We start from the raw sequence: 24,434 nt of genomic DNA on the forward strand, positions 1-24,434 counted from the left end.
GGCGCGGTGCGCGGTCAGTCCGCGGCCTTGCGCAGCGCCTTGACCTCGGCGTCGGAGGGCTGGAACTTCGCCCCATCCTGGTAGCGGAAGTCCACCATCACGCCCTTGCCGCCCTGGTTCTTCGTGCGGCCCACGTAGGCGCCCATGGTGGACTGGTGGTCCTGCGCGCGGTAGGTGATGGGGCCGAACGGCGTGGAGACCTCCAGGCCGCGGAAAGCGGCGATGAGCTTTTCGGTGTCGGCGGAGCCGCCCGTCTTGCGCAGCCCCGCCGCGATCGACTGGATCGCGTTGTAGCCCACGATGGAGCCGGCGCGCGGCGTGTCCTTGAAACGCGACCGGTAGGCCTCCAGGAAGGCCTGGTGCTCGGGCGTGGCGATGCCGTACCAGGGGTAGCCGGTGACGATCCAGCCGTCCGGCGCGTCGCCCTTGAGCGGATCGAGGTACTCGGGCTCGCCCGAGAGCAGGCTCACCACGCCGCGCCCCTCGAAGAGCCCGCGCGTCCGGCCTTCGCGCACGAAGCGCGCGAGGTCGGACGCGAACAGCACGTTGAAGATCGCATCGGGCTTGGCGTCCGCCAGGGCCTGCACCACGCTGCCGGCGTCCACCTTGCCGAGCGGCACGGCCTGCTCGGCCACGAACTCCACGCCGGGCTGCGCGGCCGCCAGCAGCTTCTTGAAGGTGGCCACCGCCGACTGGCCGTATTCGTAGTTGGGGTACACGATGGCCCAGCGCTTTTTCCGCAGCGCCGCCGCCTCGGGCACCAGCATCGCCACCTGCATGTAGGTGGAAGGGCGCAGGCGGAAGGTGTAACGGTTGCCGTTCTCCCAGACGATCTTGTCGGTGAGCGGCTCGGCCGCCAGGAAGAACACCTTGCGCTGGCGTGCGAAGTCGGTGAGGGCCAGCCCCACGTGCGAGAGGAAGCTGCCCGTGAGCACCTGCACCCGTTCGCGCGCGAGCAGTTCCTCGGCCGCGCGCACGGCGTCGCCGGGGTTGCCGTTGTCGTCGCGCGTGACCAGTTCGAGCTTCGCGCCGCCGATGCCGCCGGCCGCGTTGACCTGGCCGACGGCCAGCTCCATGCCCTTGCGGTAGGGCTCCAGGAAGGCCGGCTGGGCCTTGTAGCTGTTGATCTCACCGATCTTGATCGTGCCCTGGGCGTGGGCCAGGGAGGCGGCGAGGCCGAGGGCGGCCAGGAGGAAGCGGGCGGGTCGGAGCATGGGCAAACCTGATTTCCGAATGACGTTCTGCGGGCTTGAAATGTACCTGCCGTCCGGGTTTGTCCGACAATGCGGGGGTTTGCCCGCTTGGCAGGGGGCAGCCAGGGTGCCCACGAGGCAGTCCGCACGAGCCACCGGCCCTGCCCTTGAAGGCCACGCGCCCCTCCCGTCTTTCACTTTCCTGCCATCCATCCATGAGTGCATTCAACGAAGAGCGAGTCCTCACCGTCCACCACTGGACCGACCGCCTGTTCTCCTTCACCACCACGCGCGACACCTCGCTGCGGTTCTCCAACGGCCACTTCACGATGATCGGCCTCCGGGTGGACGGCAAACCGCTGCTGCGGGCCTACAGCATCGCCAGCGCCAACTACGAAGAACACCTGGAGTTCCTCTCCATCAAGGTGCCCGACGGCCCGCTCACCTCGCGCCTGCAGAACATCCAGGTGGGCGACAGCATCGTGGTGGGCCGCAAGCCCACCGGCACGCTGCTCATCGACTACCTGCTGCCGGCCAAGCGCCTCTACCTGATCTCCACCGGCACGGGCCTGGCGCCGTTCCTCTCGGTGATCCGCGACCCCGACACCTACGAGAAGTTCGAGGAAGTGGTGCTGGTGCACGGCGTGCGCCAGGTGAACGAGCTGGCCTACCACGACTTCGTCACGCAGGAGCTGCCCCGGCACGAGTTCCTGGGCGAGACGGTCTCCCGGCAGCTCAAGTACTACCCCACGGTCACGCGCGAGCCCTTCCGCAACCAGGGCCGCATCAACGACCTCATCGAAAGCGGCAAGCTGTTCACCGACCTGGGCGTGCCCCCGCTCGACCCGCTGGTGGACCGCGTGATGCTCTGCGGCAGCCCCGAGATGCTGGCCTCGCTCAAGGCCATCCTCGAAAAGCGCGATTTCGAAGAGGGCAACACCACCAAGCCCGGCGACTTCGTGATCGAGCGCGCCTTCGTCGAGAAGTGACGCACCCCCGGCGGTCAGTGGGCCAGGAAGGCTCGCCTGCCCGCCCGGTTGGAACCTTGGAGTCTTTTTGCCTCCATGCCGCCGTATCCATTGAATAGTTTGCTACATATTCAATAGCAAATATCCTGGGGCGCAGCCCCCATGAAAACGGGCGGCCCGCAGGCCGCCCGTCCGGGTGGAAAACGCCGCGGCGCGCCGGCGGCAGGGCTGCCGCACGCGCCGGGTGCCGTCAATAGCCGTTGTCGACCACGCGCACCGACTGCGGCGCCTGGGCGTAGCCGCCGCCATAGCCGCCACCGTAGTTGCCGTTGTCCACGCGGAAGCTGCGGCCTTCCACCCGCACCGCCGTACCTTCGGCCACCGGCTGCGAACGGGTGAAGGTGCGCACCGCGCCATCGTCCATGCGCACGCGGATCTGGTAGGCCGTGGTCGTGCGGGTGCGCTGCTCCACGGTGTGGCCCAGGTAGCCGCCGCCCACGGCGCCCAGCACCGTGGCCGCCGTGCGGCCCGAACCCTTGCCCACCTGGTTGCCCAGCACGCCGCCGAGCACGCCGCCGGCCACCGCGCCGATGCCCGTGGCCGGCGCGGCCTGCTGGACGGCCTGCACGGATTCCACGCGGCCGCAGGTGGCGCACACGGGCGCCGCGGCGCGCTGCATGGCGACCGGCTGGCCCTGCGAGCCCGGGTAGTACGAAGAAGAAGGAGCCCCCTGCGCCGACCCCTGCGATGGGGCGCGCTGGGCGATGTTCTGCGCCGGTGCCGGAGCGCGCGGAGCGGCATTGGCCACCGGGGCCTGCGTGCCCTGCGGCGCGAAAGCCGCGCCGGGAGCGCCGGCCAGCGGCTGGGCGGCATCGGGTGCCGCCGCGGTGGCCGCAGCGTCGGGCGACTGGCCGCGGTGCTGGACCGCCAGCGTGGCCCCGAGGGCGAGCACGCTGACACCCAGCGCGCCGATCGCAGCCCAGAGCCATTTCACCGAGGCACCGCCAGCGGCAGGGCCCGAATCGGAGTTGGAGCGGACAACGAGAGTCATGGTGTTCCCTTTCTATGGGTGTTATGCCCGCAGGGTACACGCAGCCCCGGTTCACATAACGCCCGGTTCTGTAAACACCGTAAAAAGCTGTAGAGCTGCCCGAATCCGTCCGACAGGTGCCCGGGTTTCCAGCCGTCAGCCCGCGGCCGGCACCCTCATCACAGTCGGCGCCATGGGCACCAAAGCGGCGGCGGCCGCACAGATCCGCATCGGCGTTTCCGGCTGGCGCTACGCACCGTGGCGGGGCGTCTTCTATCCGGAGGACCTGGTCCAGGCCCAGGAGCTGGCCTTCGCGTCGCGGCAATTCCCGGTGATCGAACTCAACGGGTCGTTCTATTCGCTGCAGCGGCCCTCCAGCTACGCCGCCTGGGCGGACAGCACGCCCGAAGGCTTCGTCTTCACGGTGAAGGCGCCGCGCTTCATCACCCACATCCTGCGGCTGCGCGAGCCCCGCGCGGCCGTCGCCAACTTCCTGGCTTCGGGGCTGTTCGCGCTGGGGCCGAAGCTGGGCCCCATCCTGTGGCAATTGCCGCCGAGCCTGCCCTTCGATGCGCGGTTGCTGGACGACTTCCTGGCGCTGCTGCCCCACGACACCACGCAGGGCGCGGCGCTGGCCCGGGAGCGCGAGCCGCGCATGCGGGGCCGCGAATGGCTCGCGCCGCCGCCGCAGCCCTGGCGCATCCGCCACGCCCTCGAAGTCCGGCACGGGAGCTTCGCCTGCGCCGAATGCATCGGCTTGCTGCGCCGCCATGGCGTGGCGCTGGTGGTGGCCGACACTGCCGGCCGCTGGCCCGAGCTGGGCGATGTGACGGCCGATTTCGTCTACCTGCGGCTGCACGGCGCGCAGGAGCTGTACGCGAGCGGCTACAGCGCCGCGCAGATCGGCACCTGGGCCGAGCGCATCGGCGCCTGGCACCGCGGCCGTGCGCCGCGCGGCATGGCGCTGGCCGGCCCCGCCGCACAGGCCCCTGCGGCGCCTGCGGGCGGGCGCGACGTGTTCTGCTTCTTCGACAACACCGAGAAACTGCACGCGCCCGAGAACGCCCACCACCTCGCCCGGGCCCTGCGCCTGGACCCGGCGACGCTGCGCCCCGCCGCCCGCTAGCGGGCCGGTGCCGGAGCGGGCGCCGGGGGCACGGCCTGCGCGTGCTCGGCGTCCAGCCGCCGCCCGAGGTGCTCGGCCCGCGCTTCCTGCAGCGCGCGCGCACAGGCGGCGGAAAACAGCAGCACGGCCGAGGAGAAGTAGATCCACATGAGCAGCACCACGAGCGAGCCTGCCGCGCCGTAGGCCGACACCACGGCCGCCGTGGCGAGGTAGAACGCCAGCAACTGCTTGCCCACGGTGAAAAGGATGGCCCCCACCACGGCGCCGAATACCAGACAGCCCATCGGCGGCTTGGGGCCGGTGCCGATGCGCATCAGCCCCACGAACAGCAGCACGGCGATGCCGAAGGCCACCAGTTCGTTGACCAGTTGCAGGAGCGGCCCGGAGGCCACCGGCAGCCTGGTGGTGGCCCAGGTGGCCACGACGTGGATCACGGTCGAGACGACCAGCGAGATGAGCAGCAGGAAGCCGATGGCCAGCACGTAGGCCAGCCCCCGCAGCCGCAGCGACGCCATGCGCCACCACGCCTTGTTCTCGGGTGCGGGCGGGTGGCCGGAGGTCCAGAGCCGCTCCAGCGCGGACTGCAGCTCCACGAACACCCCGGTCGCACCGGAAAGCAGCAGCACGAAACCCGCGATGGAGGCGATCCGCCCTTCGGACGGCTCGCGCGCGCTCGACAGCGCGAGCTTCACCACCTCGGCGCCACGCTCGCCCATCACGGCCTGCACCTGCGCGATGAGGTTGGTCTCCAGGTACGACTTGTCGATCCACCAGCCCATCACGCCGACCAGCAGCAGCAGCAGCGGCGCGAGGCTCAGCATGCCGTAGAACGACATGGCCGCGCTCATGCGCAGGCCATCGGCATCGAGCCAGAGGTTGGCGGCGCGCACCAGCGGCATGACGGGCTGGACCAGGCGCTTGGCGCGGTCCACCCAGGGGGTGAGGAACGAAGAAGGCATCGGCCCATTGCAGCGCAAAGATGAGTCCGCGGGTGTCGGCGCACTTCGCCAGTCGCCTGGTCGCCGCTTCCGCGCGGCGCCCGCGCCGCCACGGACGGGCAGCGGCAGAGTCAGGATTGCGTGGTGCCGTCCGACGAAGCCCCGCGCGGGGCCCGGAGACCATTGCACTCGGATGCCCAAAACAGGCATCATGGGACCGCTCCTCTGGCAAGGCACCGGCTGACGGGCGCCCGCCATTGCCGGAAATAAGAACAGCCTGCCCGAAGCCTGGGAAAAGAGCACGCATGAAGAGGGATTTCCTGCCATCCGCATCGACGAGCCGGTTTCTGGCCGTGCTCGTGCTGACCTTGACGGCGGCCCAGTTGGTGGCCTTCGTTTTCCTGCACTTCTCCAACCGGAGGATCGCCATGGAAAGCGTGGACGCCGCACTGGAGGCCGGCGCACAGACCTTCGACTACACCGCCGCCACGCGCCGCGAATTCCGCCGCGCGACCTCGGAGCTGATCGCCAAGGACTACGGCCTGCAGAACACCGTCTTCAACGAGACCAACCGGGCCACCGTGGAATCGGCGCTGTTCAACCAGCTCGCGCGGTCCGGGGCCGAACTGATCGTGCTGACCGACCTGGACAACAAGGTGATCGCGCGGGCCTCCGTGACCGGTTTCCTGAACGAGCGCGACCAGGCGCTGGACGAGCAGTTGGGGAAGCTGGTGACCGGCATCCAGGAGACCGGGCGCAACATGCGCACCCTGTTGGGCGGCGACGGGCGCCTGGTGCTGCACAGCTGGGTGAAGGTGACGATGCGGGCGCCGGTGCCGGTCGCGCACATCTACCTGGCCTACCGCATCACGCCCGCAGGCGTGGCACAGTTCACGCGCATGACGCAGCTCCAGATGGCTTTCGTGTCGCGCAACGACGAGCACGACTACACCGTCCACGCGAGCACGCTGCCGTCCTCCATTCCCCTGGCCGACATCGAACTCAACGAGAGGACGCGCGAGCCCTTCTCCGCCGCGGACGCCGAGGGCGCGGGCTACCGCGTGAAGGTCATCACGCTGGACGATTCGGCCGGCTACCCGATCTCCGCCATCGTGGCCAAGCCGTTCGCACCGGTGTTCTCGCCGTTCCTCAAGCTGGAAGGCCTGTTCGGGTTCAGCGTGCTCTTCAGTTCGTTCATCTCGATCGTGGCCGTCAAGGTGGTGGCCAGCCGCCTGGTGTCGCCGCTGGAGGACGTGGCGCAGAAGGACCCGCTCACCCGCCTGGCCAACCGCCGCGCTTTCGAGACGCAGCTGCTGCGCGCCGAGCAGGACGAGAAGAAATCGCGCGCGGGTTATGCCGTCATGCTCATGGACCTGGACAAGTTCAAGTTCGTGAACGACGAATACGGGCACGAATCGGGCGACGTGGTGCTCAAGGAGGTGGCTGCGCGCATCCGCAAGATCATCCGGGCGTCCGACACGCTCGCGCGGCTGGGCGGCGACGAATTCGCGATCCTGGTGCGCTCGGACGACGAGCAGACCCTCACCGGGATCGCCTCGGCCATCGTCGACGTCGTGCGGCAGCCCATCGCGCTGCCGCAGCAGGACGTGTCGGTGCAGGTGGGCACCAGCATCGGCATCGCGTTCTCGCCCGCGCACTCGCGGCACGGCGCCGAGGTGATGCACCGCGCGGACCTGGCGATGTACGCGGCCAAGCGGCGCGGCGGCGGCTTCGCCATCGCGGAGCGGGGGACGCCGGGCCACGCGTGACCGGCAGTGCGGGACCGGAGGCCGGAAATGCAGGGGACCGTTGAATTCTGTGGTTTCCATGGGCCCCATGCCGCCGTATCCATTCATTTCTTTGCTATTTTTTCAGTAGCGCATCGGATGTACGGCAGACACAGGAGCGCGGCGGCGCCCTCACCCACCCGCGCAGGGCGTCAGCCGGCCTGGCCCATGGCCGGGTCGGACACCGAATCCCTGCCGGTTTCGATGCGGCCGGCGAACCGCCGCACGAAGGCGGGCGCGGCGCTGCAGCGCGCGGCGAAGTCGTACCAGTTGCCGCTCTCACCCAGCGGCCAGGCCAGTTCGTCCACCGCGCCGGGCCCGACATTGCGGGTCCACGGGCCGTCCGTGCGATAGGCCTGCGGCTCCACGGAAAAGGTCAGGGTGCTGCCGGTGCGGTTGTACAGCTTCACGCGCACCTGCGGCGGATCGCACAGCTCGTAGCAGACCTGGATCTCGGGGCCGCCGCTCGCCGGCTGCTGCGCCAGGTCCCCGGCGAAGCTGCGGTGGTAGCCGTTCGGGCCGAGCACCCAGAGGTCGTACGCGCCGCCGTCGGCGGCCGTGTTCCAGACGCCGCTGAGGCTCTTGCCGGGCTCCACGACGTAGCGGCGCGGAATCGCGTCGAGGTGCTTCCTGTCGTACACGTGGAACACCGCCGCCGCGGCGCCCGCCTTCCCGGTGTGGGAGAACAGCAGCGTGACCGTGCCGGCGCCGGTGCTGGCCTGCGCCGTGGTGTGCAGCTCGTAGGGCAGCGCGCGCGAGGGCCGCACGCCGGGGGCCTGCTGCGGCAGGGCGGCGTCGACGCTGGCCGTGGGCTGGGGCAGCCTGGCGGCCTGGCCTTGCGCGGCCACCCGCGCATCCACCGCCGCCTTGGTCGTGCGCCCCGAAAGCGTGGGCAGGGTTTCCGTGTTGGGGTTCACGAAGTTGAAGCAACTGGTCAGGTCGCCGCAGACCGCGCGGCGGTAGGGGCTGATCTGCGGCTCGGCGACGCCGAAGCGCTTTTCGAGAAACATCAGCGTGGAGGTGTGGTCGAACACCTGGGAATTGACCCAGCCCCCGCGGCTCCAGGGCGACACCACCCACATGGGCACCCGCGGGCCCGGGCCATAGGGCCGGCCGTCCGCCGGCGGCTGGCTCGGCGTGGCGGGTTGGAAGTCGTGGTATTCCACGGCCACGTCGGCGGCGGGCAGCGTGCAGGCCCCGGCCAGGCTGCCGTCCGGATTGCGCGAAGGCGCCGCGGGCGAGGGCAGGTGGTCGAAGAAGCCGTCGTTCTCGTCGAAGTTGATGAGCAGCACGGTCTTGCTCCAGACCTCGGGGTGGGCCGTGAGCGCATCCAGCACCTCCTGCACGTACCAGCCGCCCTGCGCCGGGCTGGACGGGCCGGGGTGCTCGCTGTAGACCGAGGGCGGGATGATCCACGACACCGCCGGCAGCGTGCCCTGGCGGATGTCCTCGCGGAAGGTCTCCAGGAAGCCCTGCGGCATCGTGTTGCCGAAGCCCTTGGCGAGCGGGCTCAGCGCGTCGTCGGTCTTCGCGTCGTAGAACGGCCCGGCCAGATCGACCGGCTGCGTGATGTCGGTCCTGGCCACATAGACCGGCTTGCGGTCGGCAGGCATCTTCTCGATCTCGGCGCGCCAGTGGCGAAAGCCCATCATCTCGTTGCAGCCGAAGTTGTCGATCAGGCTCTGGTAGACCTTCCATTGCACGCCGGCCTTCTGCAGGCGGTCGGCATAGGTGGTCCAGGTCCAGCCGTCGGTGGAGGCGCCGATGTCGTTGCCGCCGTTGAACTGGTTGTTCAGGCCCGCGACGCGGACCCGCGAGCCGTCGATGGGGCTGGTGCCGTTCGGGCCGTTGGTGCCCGTCCAGTAGAAGAGCCGGTTGGCGATGGTGCCCGTGTGCATGCCGCAGTGGTAGTGGTCGCACAGCGTGAAGGCATCGGCCAGCGCGCGCTGGAAAGGCACCTCGGCGGTCTCGTAGTAACCCATCGACAGCGGCAGCTTGGCGTCGGGCCACCGGTTCATGCGCCCGTGGTCCCAGGCGGCCTGCGAATCGACCCAGGTGTGCGGCGTGCTGCCGGCCCGCTGCGCATTGCCCTTGGCCTCGTCCAGGCGGTAGGGCACGTAGGTGACCGGCGGCGAGGCCTTGGTGTAGGTCTGGTAGAAGGCGTTGCGCCCGCCGGGCGTGGGAATGGCAAAGCGGTCGCCGAAGCCGCGCACGCCCTTGAACGTGCCGAAATAGCTGTCGAACGAGCGGTTCTCCATCATCAGCAGGACGACGTGCTGCACGTCCTGGATGGTGCCGGTCGCGTTGTGCGCCTCGATGGCCAGGGCCCGCCGGATGGCCGGCGGGAACGCCGTCAGCGTGGCGGATGCCGCGCCCACGCCGAGCGCGGTCGCGAGGAAATTGCGTTTGGAGGGATCGACGGTCATTTGGAGGAGTCTTTGTTGTCCGAGGGGCAAGGGGGCAGGTGCGCGGCTCAGGGCCTGGGTGCGCAGTGCGTATCCGGGCTGCCGCAGGCGGCGGCGGAGCCCACGGCATTGCCGGAGCCGCCGGAACCGCCGCAGCCGGCCACCAGCAGCGCCAGCGAGAGCGTGCAGGCGCCCAGCAACAGGCGGCCCATTCCGGACAGCAGAGAGTGCTGCGTGTACATGGTCATGGCGTGGGGAAAAGAAAATTGAAGGGACGGAGCCCTTCATTTTTCCGGCCGACCATGGCGCCTTGGTGACGTCGATGTGACGCGGCCGCGTTGCCGCGCGGCCGCTCAGAGATTGGGCGAGAGCAGGCGCCGCAGCGCGCCTTCGTCCATGCCGCGCCGCTGGGCCATGTCGGCGAGCTGGTCCTCGCCGATCTTGCCCACGTTGAAGTACGTGCTTTCGGGGTGGCCGATGTAGAAGCCGCTCACGCTGGCGGCGGGGGTCATGGCCAGGCTTTCGGTCAGGCCCATGCCGATCTCCTGGCACTGCAGCACGCGGAACAGCGCTTCCTTGGCGCTGTGGTCGGGGCAGGCCGGGTAGCCGGGCGCGGGGCGGATGCCCTGGTACTTCTCGGCGATCATCTCGTCGTTGGACAGTTGTTCGCCGGCCGCGTATCCCCACAGGTCGGTGCGCACGCGCTGGTGCAGGCATTCGGCGAACGCCTCGGCCAGGCGGTCCGCCAGGCTCTTGAGCATGATGGCCGAGTAGTCGTCCAGCGCATCCACGAAGGCCTGCTCTTTCTTCTCCACGCCCAGGCCGGCCGTGACGGCGAAGAGGCCCGCATAGTCGGCGATGCCGCTGCCCTTGGGCGCGACGAAGTCGGCAAGGCACCGGCTGGGGCGGGTCACGCCGTCGATCACCTGCTTCTCGGTCTGCTGGCGCAGGCCGTACCAGGTCATGGCGACCTCGGTGCGCGATTCGTCGGTATAGAACTCGATGTCGTCGCCCACGCTGTTGGCGGGGTACAGCGCCATCACGCCGCTGGCGCTGAGCCAGCGGCCTTCGACCAGCTTCTTGAGCATCGCCTGGCCGTCGGCGAACACGCGCGTGGCCTGCTCGCCCACGATCTCATCGGTGAGGATGGCCGGATAGGGGCCGGCCAGGTCCCAGGTCTGGAAGAACGGGCCCCAGTCGATGTAGCGGGCCAGCTCGTTCAGATCGAAGTTCTTGAACACCCGGCGGCCCAGCAGGCGCGGCCGGGGCGGCTGGTAGGCGCTGAAATCGACCGGCGTGCGGTTGGCGCGGGCTTTGGCCAGTGGCCACATGGGCGTCTGCTTCTTGTTGGCGTGCTGCGTGCGCACCTTGTCGTAGTCGGCGTTCAGCTCGTCCACATAGGTCTGCGCGCCGTCGCCCAGCAGGCTCTGCGCCACGCTCACGCTGCGGGACGCATCGGGCACGTAGACGACCGGGCCTTCGTAGTGCGGCGCGATCTTCACGGCGGTGTGCACGCGGCTGGTGGTGGCGCCGCCGATCAGCAGCGGGATCTTCTTGATGCGGAAGTGCTCGTCCTTCTGCATCTCGCCGGCCACGTATTGCATCTCTTCGAGGCTGGGCGTGATGAGGCCCGACAGGCCCACGATGTCCGCGCCCTCGACCTTCGCCCTGGCCAGGATCTCGTGGCACGGGACCATCACGCCCATGTTCACCACTTCGAAGTTGTTGCACTGCAGGACCACGGTGACGATGTTCTTGCCGATGTCGTGCACGTCGCCCTTCACCGTGGCGATGACAATTTTTCCCTTGCTGCGCACATCGCGGCCGGCCAATTCGTCCTGGCGCTTTTCTTCCTCGATGTAGGGGATCAGGTGCGCCACGGCGGACTTCATCACGCGCGCGCTCTTGACCACCTGCGGCAGGAACATCTTGCCCGCGCCGAACAGGTCGCCCACCACGTTCATGCCGTCCATGAGCGGGCCTTCGATCACGTGCAGCGGGCGGCCGCCCTTCGCCAGGATCTCCCGGTAGGCCTCTTCCGTGTCTTCCACGATGAAGTCGGTGATGCCGTGCACCAGCGCGTGCGACAGGCGCTCGCCCACGGTCCTCGGATGCTCGGGCGTGCCACGCCATTCGAGCTTCTTGCTCTCGTCCTTGGCGCCGCTCTTGGCGGTCTCGGCCACTTCCACCAGGCGCTCGCCGGCGTCGGGGCGGCGGTTGAGCACCACGTCTTCCACGCGCTCGCGGAGCTGGGGCTCCAGGTCGTCGTATACGCCCACCATGCCGGCGTTGACGATGCCCATGTCCATGCCCGCCTGGATGGCGTGGTAGAGGAACACGGTATGGATGGCTTCGCGCACCGGGTCGTTGCCGCGGAAGCTGAACGACACGTTCGAGACACCACCTGACACCTTGGCGCCCGGCAGGTTCTGCTTGATCCAGCGCACGGCCTCGATGAAATCGACCGCGTAGTTGTTGTGTTCCTCGATGCCCGTGGCCACCGCGAAGATGTTGGGGTCGAAGATGATGTCTTCGGGCGGAAAGCCCACCTCGTCCACCAGCACGCGGTAGGCGCGCTCGCAGATCTCGATCTTGCGCGCGTAGGTGTCGGCCTGGCCCACCTCGTCGAAGGCCATGACCACGGCAGCGGCGCCGTAGCGCTTGACCAGCCGCGCCTCGTGCTTGAACTTCTCCACGCCCTCTTTCATGCTGATGGAGTTGACGATGCCCTTGCCCTGGATGCAGCGCAGCCCGGCCTCGATGACGTCCCACTTGGAGCTGTCGACCATGATCGGCACGCGCGCGATGTCGGGCTCGGAGGCGATCAGCTGCAGGAACCGCACCATGGCCGCCTTGCTGTCCAGCATGGCCTCGTCCATGTTGATGTCGATGACCTGGGCACCGTTCTCGACCTGCTGGCGGGCCACGGCCAGCGCTTCCTCGAACTGCCCGTTGAGGATCATGCGGGCGAAGGCCTTGGAGCCGGTGACGTTGGTGCGCTCGCCGATGTTGACGAACAGCGTGCCTTCGCCGATGGACACGGGCTCCAGGCCCGAGAGTTTCATGGGAGGCGGGGAAAGGGGGGCGGACATGGGGCTCACCTGCGCGTACGGTGGGGTTACAGGTGAGCGTCGTTCGGGGGCTTCATCGCACCCCCCGAGCCTGACGGCGCGCCCGCGGCCGTCGTGGCCGACGGCGCCGGGCGGACCGCTGCAACGCTCCTCGGAAGGCCGGGCGGATTTTAGAACGGGTTGGGGCGTTCCGAGGGACGGGCTTCAGCGCACCGGCAGGAACTGCAGGAAGCTGCCGCCCATGAAGCCCTGCAGGTAGCTGATGGCGGCGCGCCGGTACTTCTCTGCGGCCATGGCCGCCATCAGGTCGAGGCGGCCGATGATCTTGCCGAACTCGCGCTCGAAGCTCAGGTTGCGCTCGCGCTCGTTGATCTCGTCGGCCAGCAGCAGCGGCCGGCCCGCAGCCGTGCGGCGCTGGGCCAGCACCCACGCGGCGGATTCGACATTGCGGGCGGCGTTGTAGAGGTACTGCGCATCCAGGCTGTCGATCAGAAAAAACTCGGTCTTGCCGCCATGGGCGGTGATGAGCATGTCGGCCGTGGCGTGGATGAAGGCGGCCACGCGGTCGCCCGGGAACTCCGGTGAGAGCGCGAACGCCATGGCCGCGATGTCGCGGCGGCCCTGCAGCGGTGCCCACGGCTGCCGCTGCTCGATGGCCTCGCGCACCTGGGCCAGCGCCTGCTCGCGGCTGGCGGCCGCGCCCCTGCGCCACTCGGCAGGGTTGCGCCGGTAGAGCTTGTCCGCGAGGCGGTAGAGGCTGTCGAGGTTGTCGCGCATGGCCAGTGTGGCCATGCGGTTCACGTCGGACTGCGCCAACTCGCCCGTGTGCGTGGGCGCGGCCTGCACCTCGCCGCGTGCGGTGGGTGCCGGTGCCGCGCACCCCAGCAGCCCGCTGGCGCACGCGCCCATCGCCCAGGCCAGGACCGGGCGCCTGGGCACGGGGAGGTCCGCCGCGGAGAGCAGGTGTGCGCGCATAGAGCGCCGCATTATCCCGGCGTGCGGCGGCGGCCCCGCCGCGCGCAAGGACCGGCGCCGCGCTGCTGCGGAAAACGCCTATGCATTGCTGAAAATCTTCCAAGCGCACGGGCCGCCGGAGCGGCAGCCGGGCCTATGGTGGCGCCTTTGCCGCCCTGCGCCCCTTACCCACCTTCCTGCCATGCCCGACTTCTCCACTGCACCGACAGCCACCCGCCCCGATGTTCCTGCTGCCGATGCGGCCACCGTGCGCGGCTGGCTGCAGGACGGCCAGGAAATCGCCCTGCTGGACGTGCGCGAGGCCGGGCCCTTCGGCGAGGGCCACCCCTTCCTGGCCATCCCCGCGCCCTACAGCCGACTCGAATCCGAGGTGACACGGCTGGTACCGCGCCGCACGGTGCGCACCGTGCTCCTGGACGGCGGCGACGGTGTGGCCGAGCGCGCGGCGCTGCGGCTGGCGGCGCTGGGGTACAGCGACCTGCATGTGCTGCGCGGTGGCGCACCTGCCTGGGCCGCCGGCGGGCGGGCGCTCTTCAAGGGGGTGAACGTGCCCTCCAAGACCTTCGGGGAACTGGTCGAGCACGCTTTCGGCACACCGCACATCGGCCCGGGCGAGCTGCGGCGGCGCCAGCAGGCGGGCGAGCCGCTGGCGTTGCTGGACGGGCGGACGTTCGCGGAGCACGGCCGCATGACCGTGCCAGGCGCCGTGTCGGTGCCCAACGGCGAGCTGGCGCTGCACTGGCGCTCGCTGGTTCCCGACGAACGCACGCCCATCGTGGTCCACTGCGCCGGCCGCACGCGCAGCATCATAGGCGCGCAGATCCTGCGCAGCCTGGGCATTCCCAACCCCGTCGTGGCGCTGGAGAACGGCACCCAGGGATGGGCGCTCGAAGGCCTGGCGCTGGAGCACGGCAGCACGCGCCGCCCCGCGGCACGCGCCCCGGCCAGCGCAGAGGACCGTGCGGCCGCCGAGCGCCTGCGCTCGGGCACGGGGGCGGTACGGCTGGCCGCTGCCGAGGCCCAGGGCTGGATCGACGATGCGGCGCGCACCACCTATGTGCTCGATGTGCGCAGTGCGGAGGAATTCGCCGCCGCCACCCTGCCCGGCGCGATCCATGCGCCGGGCGGACAATTGCTGCAGGCCACGGACCAGACGATCGGCGTGCGCAACGCCCGGGTGCTGCTGCTGGACGACGAGGACGTGCGCGCGCCGGTGATCGCCGCGTGGCTCTGGCGCCTGGGCTACGAGACGGCCACGGTGGAAGGCGGTATCCGTGCGCCGCTGCGGTTGCCTTCTCCGCCGGCCGTGGCGCCCACCCTGCCGCCCGCGCCGCAGCGCATCGCGGCGGAGGCATTGGCCGCCTGGCATGCCGCGCACGGCCCGGCCGTGCTGGACCTGCAACCCTCCCAGGACCACCGGCGCCGCCATGCGGTCGGGGCCCGCTGGTCGATCCGCCCGCGGGTGGCGGACGACGCACTGGCCGCCGGCTGGCCCGCGCGGCCCCTGCTGCTGCTGGCGCCCGATGCCGGGACGGCGGCACTGGCCGCCGGGGAACTGGTGCCGCACGGCGCCGGCACGGTGGCCTGGGCCCGGCTGCAGGACTGGGCGGACGCAGGCCTGTCCGAAGAATCCACGCCCCAACTGCCGGACGATGCGCAGTGCATCGACTATCTGTTCTTCGTGCATGACCGGCACGACGGCAACCTCGACGCGGCACGCCGCTACCTGGAATGGGAGACCGGCCTCATCGCCCAGTGCGCACCCGAGGAACTGGCGGGCTTCCGCCTGCCCCCGGCCAGCTCCCAGACGGCGCAGTGAGGCGGGCGCCGGCCAATCGGCGCATATCGATCCTCGGAAAGTTTTGTTGCCGGTGTGCGCGCCGCGCCGGAAGATGACCTCGGCCCGGGAAAGCCCGTCCCGCGCCGGCACTGCGGCTCTGCGCCGCTGCACCCCTCTTCCTTCCGACCCCTTTCCCGCCATGCGCCAAGCCTTCCGCTCCTTGCCCTTCCTGCTTCGTCTCGCTGCCGGCGCCGCTGCCGCCGTGCTGCTCCAGCCCGCCCACGCCGACGCCACGCTCGACAAGGTGAAGCAGCGCGGCAAGATCACCATCGGCGTGCTGGTCAATGGCGGACCCTTCGGCTCCATCGACCCCGCCAACCAGCAACTCGTGGGGTGGAACCCCGACCTCGCCCGCGCCCTCGCGAAAGGCCTGGGGGTGGAAGCGGATCTGGTGCAGGTGCAGACGGCCACGCGCGTGCAGTTCCTGCAAGGCGGCAAGGTGGACCTGCTGATCGCGTCCATGGAACTCAATCCCGAGCGTGCCGAGATCCTGGGCTATGCGCCCACACCCTTCTACCGGGTCGGCGGCACCGCCGCCGTGCGCAAGGACAGCGGCATCGCGAAGTGGGAAGACCTGCGCGGCAAGCCGGTGTGCGTGTCGCAGGGCAGCAGCTATGCCAAGCCGCTGGCGGCCGATTACGGCGCCGAAGTGCGTGGCTACAAGACGGCGTCCGAATCGCTGCTGGCATTGAAGGGCGGCAACTGCGTGGCGGCCGTGCACGACAGCACACTGATCCACCCGCTGCTGCAGGGCAACCCCGAATGGTCGCAGTACGCGGCCCCCATCGGCAGCACCATCCTGCCGGCGCTGTCGGTGGTATGGACGCGCAAGGGCGAGGCCGACACCATCGCCGCCGTGGACAAGGTGGTGCAGGAATGGCACCGCACGGGCTGGCTGATCGCCACGGAAAAACGCATCGGCATCGAGCCCGCCAATCCGCTGCTGCCGGAACTGCAGGCCAAGTACCGGGCCGCAGCGAACTGAACCACACACCGGGGCGGCCGCGCCGCCTGCAGCCGCCTCCTTCCTCCATCCCCTCCGCCGCGCCCCCATGCCTTCTCGCCCTGCCCGCTCCCTCGCGCTCGTTCTCGCGGCCCTTGGCCTCGCCGCCACCGTCCCTTCGGCACGCGCCGATGCCACGCTCGACAAGATCAAGGAGCGCGGCAAGCTCTCCGTCGGCATCGACGGCGCGAGCCCGCCGTTCGGTGTGCTGGACACCGCCACCGGCAAGGTGGGCGGATACCAGACCGATCTGGCCGCCGACCTGGCGCGCCGGCTGGGCGTACCGCTGGAAACCGTGACCGTCACCGCCGCCACCCGCGTGCAGTTCCTGCAGACCGGCAAGGTGGACCTGCTGATCGCCAACATCCAGTGGACGCAGGAGCGCAGCGAGATCCTCTCGTTCGCACCCACTCCCTACGATCTGATCGGCGGCGGTGCGCTGGTGGCCAAGGCGAGCGGCATCCGCAGTTGGGAAGACCTGCGCGGCAAGGTGGCGTGCGTCTCGCAAGGCAGCAATTTCGCCAGGCCGCTGGCCGAAAAATACGGTGCCGTGGTGAAGGGCCTTCGCGGCATTCCGGAATCGCTGCTGGCGCTCAAGGGCGGCACCTGCGCGGCGTCCGTGCACATCCAGCCCGCGCTCTACGAAAAGCTCCATGGCCCACACGCCGCGGAATGGAAGGACTTCACGCTGGCAACCGAGGACCAGCTCATCCCCTCGCCCACGGTGGTGTGGACGCGCCGCGGCGAGAACGACACGGTGGCCTTCGTCGACCAGGCCATTCAGGACTGGCACCGTTCGGGCCTTCTGCTGGGCGCCGCGCGCAAATACGGCGTGCCGGACACCTGGATCGCGCAGCGCCATGAACGCGCGCTGCAGGGCCGGTTCGACAAGGCGCCCCACGACTTCGCGGTCTACGCCGAGGCGCAGGCCGCCGCGAAGAAACCATGACCGGGCGCCCGCTCCAACGGCTGGCGTTCGCGGCGCTGGCCCTGCTCGCCACCGCGGCGGCCTCCCAGGCCCATGCCGACGCCACGATCGACAAGGTCCGGGAGCGCGGCCGCCTCATCGTGGGCGTGGTCCTCTCCGGCCCGCCGTTCGGCACCATCGATCCCGCCACGCGCCGGCACGTGGGCTACAACGTGGACTTGGCAGAGGGCGTGGCCAAAGGCCTGGGCGTGGCGGTGGAGACGGTGCAGGTGCAGCCGTCCAACCGCGTGCAGTTCCTGCAGCAGGGCAAGGTGGACATCCTGATCGCCAACATGCAGTGGACGCAGGAGCGCAGCGAAATCCTCTCGTTCGTGCCCACCCCGTTCGAGGAAGTGGGCGGCGCCGCTATCGCCCGCAAGGGCAGCGGCATCGCGCGCTGGGAAGACCTGCGCGGCAAGCCCGTGTGCGTCTCGCAGGGCAGCAACTTCACCAAGCCGCTGGCCGAGCAGTACGGCGCCCAGGTCAAGGCGTTCCGGGGCCAGCCCGAATCGCTGCTGGCGCTGCAGGGCGGCCAGTGCGCAGCCGCCGTGCACGTGAGCCCCACGCTGCGCGAACTGGTGGCCGGCAATGCCGACTGGAAGGATTACGCGATCGCCTCGCCTGCCGACCTGATCCCGTCGCCCTCGGTCATCTGGCTGCGCAAGGGAGAGGCCGACACCCAGGCCGCCATCGACCGCATCGTGCAGGACTGGCACCGCTCCGGCTGGCTCATCGATCTGGAAAAGCGCCACGGAATGACCCCCACCCCCCTGCTGCACCAACTGCACGAGAAATTCAGCAAGGCGCGCACCTGACGGCGCCGCCGCCCCTGCACCCATGACCCTTGAAGCCCGTTTCACCGCCGACAGCCTGCGTGCGCAGACCCGGTCCCTCCTGCATGCCTGGGGCATGCCGGAAGAGGCGGCCCGTACCACGGCCGCGCTCATGGTGGACACCGACCTGTGGGGTGTGGAGTCGCACGGCGTCTCCATGCTGCCGCAGTACGACGCGCTGCGTGCCGCCGGGCGCCTGCGCCTGGACGCCCTGCCACGCGTGCTGCGCGACGGCCCGGCCACTGCGCTGCTGGACGGCGGCGGCAGCCTGGGCCACGCGGTCTCCGCACAGGCCATGCAGCTCGCGGTGGACAAGGCCCGCGTGAGCGGGATCGCGCTGGTGGGCGTGCGCAACTCCCACCACTTCGGTGCCGCCGGCATCTACGCGCGCATCGCGCAGCGCCAGGGGCTGCTCGGCTTCGTGACCAGTTCGGCCCAAGGCATCCTGCTGGTGCCCACCCGTGCCGCCGAGCCGGTGCTGGGCACCAATCCGATCGCTTTTGCTGCGCCGGTGCCTGCCGGTTCGCGCAACCCGCCCTTCGTGCTCGACATGGCCACCACCACGGCGGCGGCCAACCGGGTGAAGGTGAAAGCCCTGCGCGGAGAGGCCGTCCCCTCCGGCTGGGTGGTGGACGGCCGCGGCCGGGCCGTGACCGCGCCCGAGGCCGCACGTGCCCAGGTGTTCGACGCACCCGACGGTGGACTCACGCCGCTGGGCGGCAGCACGGACGGCGGCAGCCACAAGGGCTACGGCCTTTCGCTGCTGGCCCAGGTGCTGGGCGGCACGCTGCATGGCGGCGCCTTCGCGCCGCTGCACCGCCGCAGTGCGGGCCCGCAGGACCCGGCCAACGTGGGCCACAGCTTCATCGCCATCGATCCGGGCTTCTTCGGAGAGCCCGGCGCCTTCGAGCAGGACCTGGACGCCATCCTCGACGTGCTGCACGCCGCCCGCCCGGCGGACCCGGCGCGGCCCGTCCTCGTGCCCGGAGATCCGGAGGCTGCTCAACGCGAGGATCGCCTGAGGCACGGCATTCCCCTGCCCCAGCCGCTGGTACGGCATCTCCGCGCGCTCGCCGCTGCCGCCGGCGTGGCCGATGTCCTGCAGGCAGCGGCGCCGCAAGGAGTGCCCGCATGACGCACAGCCTCATCGATGAACTGCGGGACGCGCTGGGCGCGGCCCACGTGCTCACCGGCACGGATGCCGCGGGCTATCTCACCGACCAGCACGGACGGCTGACCGGCCGGGCGCTGGCCGTCGTGCGCCCCGCCGATACGGCCGAGGTGGCGCGTGCGGTGCGGCTCTGCCGCGCGCACCGCACGCCCGTGGTGCCGCAGGGTGGCAACACCGGGCTGATGGGCGGTGCCACGCCCGATGCGAGCGGAAGCGCCGTGGTGCTGTCGCTCGGCCGGCTCAACCGGGTGCGCGCCATCGATACCGACAACGACACGCTGACCGTGGAAGCCGGCGCCGTGCTGGCCCGGGTGCAGCAGGCCGCGCAGGACGCCGGCCGCCTGTTTCCCCTCAGTCTGGGTTCGGAAGGCAGCTGCACGATCGGCGGCAACCTGTCCACCAACGCCGGCGGCACGCAGGTGCTGCGTTACGGCAACGCACGCGAACTGGTGCTGGGACTGGAGGTGGTCACGGCCGAGGGGCAGGTCTGGGACGGCCTCAAGGGCCTGCGCAAGGACAACACGGGATATGCGCTGCGCGACCTCTACATCGGCAGCGAGGGCACGCTGGGCATCATCACCGCGGCCACGCTGCGCCTGTACCCGCCGCCGCGGGCGCAGCACACGGCGCTGCTGGCATTCGGCTGCATCCGCGATGCGGTGGCCTTCCTGTCCATTGCGCGCGAAGGCTTCGGCCCCGCGCTCACGGCGTTCGAGCTGCTGTCCGACGCCGCCGTGGGGCTGATCGAGCGGCACGTGCCGGAACATCCTCTGCCCCTGCCGGCCGGGGCGCCGTGGTTCGCACTCGTGGAGCTGTCGGATGCCGAGGGCGAGGACCACGCCCGCGCGCGCTTCGAGGACGTCCTGGGCCAGGCCTTCGAGGACGGCCTCATCGCAGACGCCGCCATCGCCGAGAGCCTGCCGCAGAGCCAGGCCCTCTGGCGCCTGCGTGACGAGGCGCTGGGCACGGCGCAAAAGCGCGAGGGGCGCAACATCAAGCACGACGTGTCGGTGCCGATCTCGCGCATCCCCGATTTCCTGCACGCGACGGCGGCGGCACTGCAGGTCCGCTTTCCTGGCGTCCGGCCCATCGTGTTCGGACACCTGGGCGACGGCAACCTGCATTACAACGTGGCGCATGCCGAAGGCGACACGCCTGCCGACGTGCTGGCCGTCGAGGATGGCATCCACGCCGTGGTGCACGACAGCGCCCACGCCCACGGCGGCTCCATCAGCGCCGAGCACGGCATCGGCCAGACCAAGCGCGACCTCCTGCCGCTCTACAAGAGCCCGGTGGAGCTGGACCTGATGCGCCGGCTCAAACAGGCGCTGGACCCGCTGGGCCTGCTCAACCCCGGCAAGGTGCTGGGGTTCGCTCCGCTGCGCCTGCACGAAGACCAGGACGCCACCCCCGCAACGGCCCCTTGACCCCTGCCCCGACGAACCGATGACCACCCCCCGCCCCTTCCCACTGTCCCGGCGCGTGCAACGCGTGCGCCTCTCGCCCAACGCCGCCGCCAGTGCCCGCGCCGGCGCCCTCGCGGCCCAGGGCCGCGACGTGATCTCGCTCACCACCGGCGAGCCGGATTTCGACACGCCCGAATTCATCAAGCAGGCGGCCGTGCAGGCCCTGCAGCGCGGGGAGACGAAGTACACCCCCACGCAGGGCACTGCGGCGCTGCGCCGCGCCATCGCCAGCAAATACGAGCGGGAGAACGCCCTCGCTTACGGGCCGGACCATGTCATCGTGAGCAACGGCGGCAAGCAGGTGATCTACAGCGCATTCGCGGCCACGCTGGACGCGGGCGACGAAGTCATCATTCCCGCACCGTACTGGCCGTCGTTCCCGGACATGGTGCAGGTGAACGACGGAACGCCCGTCATCGTGTCCTGCGGTATCGCGGCAGGCTTCAAGCTCACGGCCGCCGCGCTGGAGTCGGCCATCACGCCGCGCACGCGCTGGCTGGTGCTCAACACCCCGGGCAACCCCTCGGGGGCCGTCTATGCGCGCAACGAACTGCAGGCCCTGGCAGAGGTGCTGCGCCGCCATCCGCACGTGCATGTGCTCGTGGACGAGCTGTACGAGCACATCTGGTTCACCCCGGAGGCCCCCGTGCACTGGCTGCACGTGGCGCCCGACCTGGCCGACCGCACGCTGCTGGTGAACGGAGCCTCCAAGACCTACGCCATGACCGGCTGGCGCATCGGCTGGGGCGCAGGGCCCGCGGCGCTGGTGCAGGCCATGGTGGTGGTCCAGTCGCAGGTGTCCTCCGGGCCGAACGCCGCGGCCCAGGCCGCCGTGGCGGCTGCGCTGGCATCGCCCGACCAGGGCTTCGTGGCCGACGCACGGGCCGCCTATGCGCGCCGTGCGCGCTTGGTGGAGCAGGCGCTCGGCACCGTGCCCGGCCTGTCGCTGCGACCTCTGGAGGGTTCGTTCTTCGCCTTCGTGCACTGCGGCGCGCTCATTGGCCGGGTGCGGCCCGACGGGCGTGCCATCGGCTCCGATGCCGACCTGGTCGAATGGCTGCTGGAATCCGAGGGCGTGGCGGCCGTGGACGGCGGCGCCTATGGGCTCTCACCCTACTTCCGCCTCTCCACGGCCGCGGCCGACGACCGGCTGCAGGAGGCCACGCAGCGCATCGCCCGCGCCGTGGCCGCGCTGCGGCAGGCCGGCGCGCATGTGCCGCGCGAGGAGATCGCCGCGTGAACGACGCATGGCTCGTCCATGGCGTGGAAGCCCTGAAGGGCCTGGGGCTGAACTATGCGTTCGTGCTCGACGCGGGCGAGCGCAACGCCTTCGTCCGGGGCCTGGGCGTGACCCTGCTGCTGTGCCTGTGGACCATTCCGTGCAGCCTGGCTGCAGGCGTGCTGCTCGCCGGCATGATGGCCTCGGGGCGTGCCTGGCTGGCCCGCCCCGCCCGCGCCTTCGTCGAAGTGACGCGCAACACGCCCACACTGGTGCAGCTGTACTGCGCATTCCTCGTGCTCAACATGCTGATCACGCAGCAACTGCGCGACTGGGGCGCCGGGCAGAACCCGTTCACGCCCTTCGTGTGGGTGGTCATCGTGGTCTCGCTGCACAAGGGCGTGTTCCACGCCGAGGCGCTGCGTGCCGGCATCGAGGCCGTGCCCGGCACCACGCTGGAGGCCGCCCGATCGCTGGGGTTCTCGCGCCGCCAATTGCTCGTGCGCGTGGAGCTGCCGCTGGCTGCACGCTTCGCCCTGCCTTCGCTCGTGAACAACCTGGTGGACCTGGTCAAGATGACCGCCGTGGCCTCGGCCATCGCCGTGGGCGATGTGACGTATGAGGCCATCATGATCTGGACGCAGCGCGACAACGTGCTGGAGTTGCTGCTCCTGATCCTCGCCTGGTTCGGCCTGCTCACCTGGCTGGTGAGCGTGGCGGGACGCTGGCTCGAACAACGCCTGAGGATGCCCGGCTATGGCCAATGACGCGACGCTGCCCCTGCCCGCGGATTCCCCGCGCGCGGCCTCCGTCCGGCGGCCCTGGCCCGGCGTGCTGCGCAGCCCCTGGCTGCTGTCCGCCCTGGCCGGCCTGGCCCTGGTCCTCGGCTGGCAGGCCACCGGCACCACGCCCGCAGCCTTCAAGCACCTTTGGCAATGGCTCCCCACGCTGTTGCGCGGCATGTGGGTGAACATCGAGATCAGCCTGCTGGCCGTGGCGCTGGGCACTGTGGTGGGGCTGGTGGTGGGTGCGCTCTCGCTCTCGCCGGTCGCGGCCGTGCGCGTGGGAATGCGCTGGTACGTGCAGATCTTCCGCAATGCGCCCATCCTGGTGCTCATCTACTTCACCACCTACGTGTTCCCCTTCGAGGTGCGGCTGGCGTCCTGGACCTTCCCCTTCCCCGACTGGGTGAAAGTCGTGCTGGGCCTGGCCCTGCCCACCAGCGCCAACGTGGCCGAGATCTTCCGCGGGGCCATCCAGTCGATTCCCAGCACGCAATGGGAAGCAGCGCAATCGCTCGCCTTCCGACGCGCACAGATCTTCCGCCTGATCGTGCTGCCGCAGTGCCTGCGGCGCATGCTGCCGCCGTGGATGAACCTCTATGCCAGCATCACCATGAGCACCTCCCTGGCGTCGCTGGTGGGCGTGCACGATGTGGTGGACACGGCCCAGATCGCCAGCAACACGGTGGCACGCACGGATTTCACGATCCTGGTCTATTTCACGCTGCTGGCGCTGTTCTTCGCTTACTGCTATCCGATTGCCCGCGCCACGCGCGCGCTGGAAAAACGCCATGAACGCCACTGACGCCTTTATTTCTTCCCTGCAGGCCCCGGTGGCGGCCTCCGCCCCCCCGCTGGTCCACCTGAAGGACGTGCACCTTGCCTTCGGCGACAACGCGGTGCTCAAGGGCATCGACGTCGAGGTGCACCGCGGCAAGGCCGTGTCCATCATCGGCCCGTCGGGCTCGGGCAAATCGACCATCCTGCGCTGCATCACCGGCCTGCTCAGGCCGCAGCGCGGCGAGACCGTGGTGGGCGGAACGCGCGTGGATACCCTGCGGACCGAGGCAGAGCTGATCGCACTGCGCAAGCGCGTGGGCTTCGTCTTCCAGCAATACAACCTGTTCCCCCACCTCACCGTGCTGGAGAACCTCGTCATCGCGCCCACGCGGGTTGCCGGCCGCGGCCGTGCCGAGGCGGTCCGGACGGCCCGGGCGCTGCTCGAGAAAGTGCGCCTCGGCCACAAGGAGGGCGCATACCCCGGCGAGCTGTCGGGCGGCCAGCAGCAGCGCGTGGCCATTGCGCGCGCCCTGGCCATGCAGCCCGAGCTGATCCTCTTCGACGAAGTGACCTCGGCCCTGGACCCCGAGACCGTGGGCGAGGTGCTCACGGTGATCCGCGATCTGGTGGAGGGCGGCATGACCTGCGTGCTCGTCACGCACGAGATGCGTTTCGCCGAGGAGGTCAGCGACCAGGTGTATTTCACCGAGGCGGGCCGCATCGTCGAACATGGCCCCGCGGCCCAGATCTTCGGCAACCCGCGCAGCGAGCGCACGCGCGAATTCCTTCAGCGCGCGCTCGGCGAAGGCGCCCGCGCCCGGCCCGTCGCCGCCAGTGCTCCCCTGCCTTTCAACCAACTGCGGTTCGCCCTCTGATCCGC

General features: G+C 70.1%; 20 protein-coding genes and 1 riboswitch. Of the genes, 13 read left to right on the forward strand and 7 right to left on the reverse strand.

Features of this window, described 5'->3' with window-relative positions; all coding sequences use genetic code 11:
- Positions 1-14: 14 nt before the first annotated feature.
- The gene (locus tag BM144_RS09165; protein ID WP_092951396.1) at positions 15-1,214 is read right to left on the reverse strand and encodes an ABC transporter substrate-binding protein; all 1,200 of its coding nucleotides are present in this window, start codon (positions 1,212-1,214) and stop codon (positions 15-17) included.
- 194 nt (positions 1,215-1,408) lie between these two features.
- Between BM144_RS09165 and BM144_RS09170 the strand changes: the two genes are divergently transcribed.
- The gene (locus BM144_RS09170; protein WP_092951398.1) at positions 1,409-2,182 is read left to right on the forward strand and encodes a ferredoxin--NADP reductase; all 774 of its coding nucleotides are present in this window, start codon (positions 1,409-1,411) and stop codon (positions 2,180-2,182) included.
- Positions 2,183-2,411: 229 nt separating this feature from the next.
- On the opposite strand, the gene BM144_RS09175 is transcribed toward BM144_RS09170, so the two are convergent.
- Positions 2,412-3,212, reverse strand: a complete 801-nt coding sequence (locus BM144_RS09175) for an outer membrane lipoprotein (RefSeq protein ID WP_092951400.1) — start codon at positions 3,210-3,212, stop codon at positions 2,412-2,414.
- A gap of 172 nt (positions 3,213-3,384) precedes the next feature.
- Here BM144_RS09175 and BM144_RS09180 point away from each other — a divergent pair, with 172 nt between their 5' ends.
- A complete protein-coding gene (locus BM144_RS09180; protein ID WP_092951402.1) occupies positions 3,385-4,317 on the forward strand; it encodes a DUF72 domain-containing protein in 933 nt (310 codons plus the stop codon).
- Here BM144_RS09180 and BM144_RS09185 read toward each other — a convergent pair.
- A complete protein-coding gene (locus BM144_RS09185; protein WP_092951404.1) occupies positions 4,314-5,276 on the reverse strand; it encodes a YihY/virulence factor BrkB family protein in 963 nt (320 codons plus the stop codon). The genes BM144_RS09180 and BM144_RS09185 overlap by 4 nt on opposite strands.
- Positions 5,277-5,560: 284 nt before the next feature.
- Between BM144_RS09185 and BM144_RS09190 the strand changes: the two genes are divergently transcribed.
- Positions 5,561-7,024, forward strand: a complete 1,464-nt coding sequence (locus BM144_RS09190) for a diguanylate cyclase domain-containing protein (RefSeq protein WP_092951406.1) — start codon at positions 5,561-5,563, stop codon at positions 7,022-7,024.
- 170 nt (positions 7,025-7,194) lie between these two features.
- Here BM144_RS09190 and BM144_RS09195 read toward each other — a convergent pair whose 3' ends face one another.
- From BM144_RS09195 to BM144_RS09210, 4 genes are all read right to left on the reverse strand, one after another.
- Complete coding sequence (locus BM144_RS09195) at positions 7,195-9,468, reverse strand: phosphocholine-specific phospholipase C (RefSeq protein WP_092951408.1); 2,274 nt, start codon at positions 9,466-9,468, stop codon at positions 7,195-7,197.
- Positions 9,469-9,515: 47 nt separating this feature from the next.
- On the reverse strand, positions 9,516-9,695 hold the full coding sequence (locus BM144_RS09200; protein WP_092951410.1) for a hypothetical protein: 180 nt from the start codon (positions 9,693-9,695) through the stop codon (positions 9,516-9,518).
- 105 nt (positions 9,696-9,800) lie between these two features.
- Entirely contained in the window at positions 9,801-12,548 is a 2,748-nt protein-coding gene (gene metH / locus BM144_RS09205; RefSeq protein ID WP_245783601.1) for a methionine synthase, read from the reverse strand.
- Between the two features lie 18 nt (positions 12,549-12,566).
- A riboswitch (S-adenosyl-L-homocysteine riboswitch) is annotated at positions 12,567-12,677 on the reverse strand.
- 45 nt (positions 12,678-12,722) lie between these two features.
- Positions 12,723-13,427, reverse strand: a complete 705-nt coding sequence (locus BM144_RS09210) for a hypothetical protein (RefSeq protein WP_175525991.1) — start codon at positions 13,425-13,427, stop codon at positions 12,723-12,725.
- A 247-nt stretch (positions 13,428-13,674) separates the two neighbouring features.
- Between BM144_RS09210 and BM144_RS09215 the strand changes: the two genes are divergently transcribed.
- From BM144_RS09215 to BM144_RS09260, 10 genes are all read left to right on the forward strand, one after another.
- On the forward strand, positions 13,675-15,312 hold the full coding sequence (locus tag BM144_RS09215) for a rhodanese-like domain-containing protein (RefSeq protein WP_092951416.1): 1,638 nt from the start codon (positions 13,675-13,677) through the stop codon (positions 15,310-15,312).
- Positions 15,313-15,472: 160 nt separating this feature from the next.
- Positions 15,473-16,318: a transporter substrate-binding domain-containing protein gene (locus BM144_RS09220; protein ID WP_092951418.1), complete on the forward strand. Its 846-nt coding sequence runs from the start codon at positions 15,473-15,475 to the stop codon at positions 16,316-16,318.
- Positions 16,319-16,385: 67 nt separating this feature from the next.
- Positions 16,386-17,285 carry a transporter substrate-binding domain-containing protein gene (locus BM144_RS09225; RefSeq protein WP_092951420.1) on the forward strand — a complete coding sequence of 300 codons (900 nt, stop codon included), beginning with the start codon at positions 16,386-16,388 and terminating at the stop codon, positions 17,283-17,285.
- Entirely contained in the window at positions 17,282-18,118 is an 837-nt protein-coding gene (locus BM144_RS09230; RefSeq protein ID WP_092951422.1) for a transporter substrate-binding domain-containing protein, read from the forward strand. Before BM144_RS09225 ends, BM144_RS09230 begins: the two co-directional genes overlap by 4 nt.
- Positions 18,119-18,140: 22 nt before the next feature.
- Positions 18,141-19,271, forward strand: a complete 1,131-nt coding sequence (locus BM144_RS09235) for an Ldh family oxidoreductase (RefSeq protein WP_092951424.1) — start codon at positions 18,141-18,143, stop codon at positions 19,269-19,271.
- Positions 19,268-20,734 carry an FAD-binding oxidoreductase gene (locus BM144_RS09240; RefSeq protein ID WP_092951426.1) on the forward strand — a complete coding sequence of 489 codons (1,467 nt, stop codon included), beginning with the start codon at positions 19,268-19,270 and terminating at the stop codon, positions 20,732-20,734. Before BM144_RS09235 ends, BM144_RS09240 begins: the two co-directional genes overlap by 4 nt.
- A gap of 19 nt (positions 20,735-20,753) precedes the next feature.
- The gene (locus BM144_RS09245) at positions 20,754-22,013 is read left to right on the forward strand and encodes an aminotransferase class I/II-fold pyridoxal phosphate-dependent enzyme (protein ID WP_092951428.1); all 1,260 of its coding nucleotides are present in this window, start codon (positions 20,754-20,756) and stop codon (positions 22,011-22,013) included.
- The gene (locus BM144_RS09250; protein WP_092951430.1) at positions 22,010-22,759 is read left to right on the forward strand and encodes an amino acid ABC transporter permease; all 750 of its coding nucleotides are present in this window, start codon (positions 22,010-22,012) and stop codon (positions 22,757-22,759) included. The genes BM144_RS09245 and BM144_RS09250 overlap by 4 nt, the downstream gene beginning before the upstream one ends.
- The gene (locus BM144_RS09255) at positions 22,749-23,579 is read left to right on the forward strand and encodes an amino acid ABC transporter permease (protein WP_092951432.1); all 831 of its coding nucleotides are present in this window, start codon (positions 22,749-22,751) and stop codon (positions 23,577-23,579) included. The genes BM144_RS09250 and BM144_RS09255 overlap by 11 nt, the downstream gene beginning before the upstream one ends.
- On the forward strand, positions 23,566-24,429 hold the full coding sequence (locus BM144_RS09260) for an amino acid ABC transporter ATP-binding protein (RefSeq protein ID WP_092951434.1): 864 nt from the start codon (positions 23,566-23,568) through the stop codon (positions 24,427-24,429). Before BM144_RS09255 ends, BM144_RS09260 begins: the two co-directional genes overlap by 14 nt.
- Positions 24,430-24,434: the final 5 nt, after the last annotated feature.

Source organism: Paracidovorax konjaci (assembly GCF_900112675.1).
Taxonomy (GTDB): domain Bacteria; phylum Pseudomonadota; class Gammaproteobacteria; order Burkholderiales; family Burkholderiaceae_C; genus Paracidovorax; species Paracidovorax konjaci.

Coding starts and splice junctions, on each gene's coding strand:
- BM144_RS09165 (WP_092951396.1), bottom strand. CDS start 1,214: ATGCTCCGACCCGCCCGCTTCCTCCTGGCCGCCCTCGGCCTCGCCGCC.
- BM144_RS09170 (WP_092951398.1), top strand. CDS start 1,409: ATGAGTGCATTCAACGAAGAGCGAGTCCTCACCGTCCACCACTGGACC.
- BM144_RS09175 (WP_092951400.1), bottom strand. CDS start 3,212: ATGACTCTCGTTGTCCGCTCCAACTCCGATTCGGGCCCTGCCGCTGGC.
- BM144_RS09180 (WP_092951402.1), top strand. CDS start 3,385: ATGGGCACCAAAGCGGCGGCGGCCGCACAGATCCGCATCGGCGTTTCC.
- BM144_RS09185 (WP_092951404.1), bottom strand. CDS start 5,276: ATGCCTTCTTCGTTCCTCACCCCCTGGGTGGACCGCGCCAAGCGCCTG.
- BM144_RS09190 (WP_092951406.1), top strand. CDS start 5,561: ATGAAGAGGGATTTCCTGCCATCCGCATCGACGAGCCGGTTTCTGGCC.
- BM144_RS09195 (WP_092951408.1), bottom strand. CDS start 9,468: ATGACCGTCGATCCCTCCAAACGCAATTTCCTCGCGACCGCGCTCGGC.
- BM144_RS09200 (WP_092951410.1), bottom strand. CDS start 9,695: ATGACCATGTACACGCAGCACTCTCTGCTGTCCGGAATGGGCCGCCTG.
- BM144_RS09210 (WP_175525991.1), bottom strand. CDS start 13,427: ATGGGCGCGTGCGCCAGCGGGCTGCTGGGGTGCGCGGCACCGGCACCC.
- BM144_RS09215 (WP_092951416.1), top strand. CDS start 13,675: ATGCCCGACTTCTCCACTGCACCGACAGCCACCCGCCCCGATGTTCCT.
- BM144_RS09220 (WP_092951418.1), top strand. CDS start 15,473: ATGCGCCAAGCCTTCCGCTCCTTGCCCTTCCTGCTTCGTCTCGCTGCC.
- BM144_RS09225 (WP_092951420.1), top strand. CDS start 16,386: ATGCCTTCTCGCCCTGCCCGCTCCCTCGCGCTCGTTCTCGCGGCCCTT.
- BM144_RS09230 (WP_092951422.1), top strand. CDS start 17,282: ATGACCGGGCGCCCGCTCCAACGGCTGGCGTTCGCGGCGCTGGCCCTG.
- BM144_RS09235 (WP_092951424.1), top strand. CDS start 18,141: ATGACCCTTGAAGCCCGTTTCACCGCCGACAGCCTGCGTGCGCAGACC.
- BM144_RS09240 (WP_092951426.1), top strand. CDS start 19,268: ATGACGCACAGCCTCATCGATGAACTGCGGGACGCGCTGGGCGCGGCC.
- BM144_RS09245 (WP_092951428.1), top strand. CDS start 20,754: ATGACCACCCCCCGCCCCTTCCCACTGTCCCGGCGCGTGCAACGCGTG.
- BM144_RS09255 (WP_092951432.1), top strand. CDS start 22,749: ATGGCCAATGACGCGACGCTGCCCCTGCCCGCGGATTCCCCGCGCGCG.
- BM144_RS09260 (WP_092951434.1), top strand. CDS start 23,566: ATGAACGCCACTGACGCCTTTATTTCTTCCCTGCAGGCCCCGGTGGCG.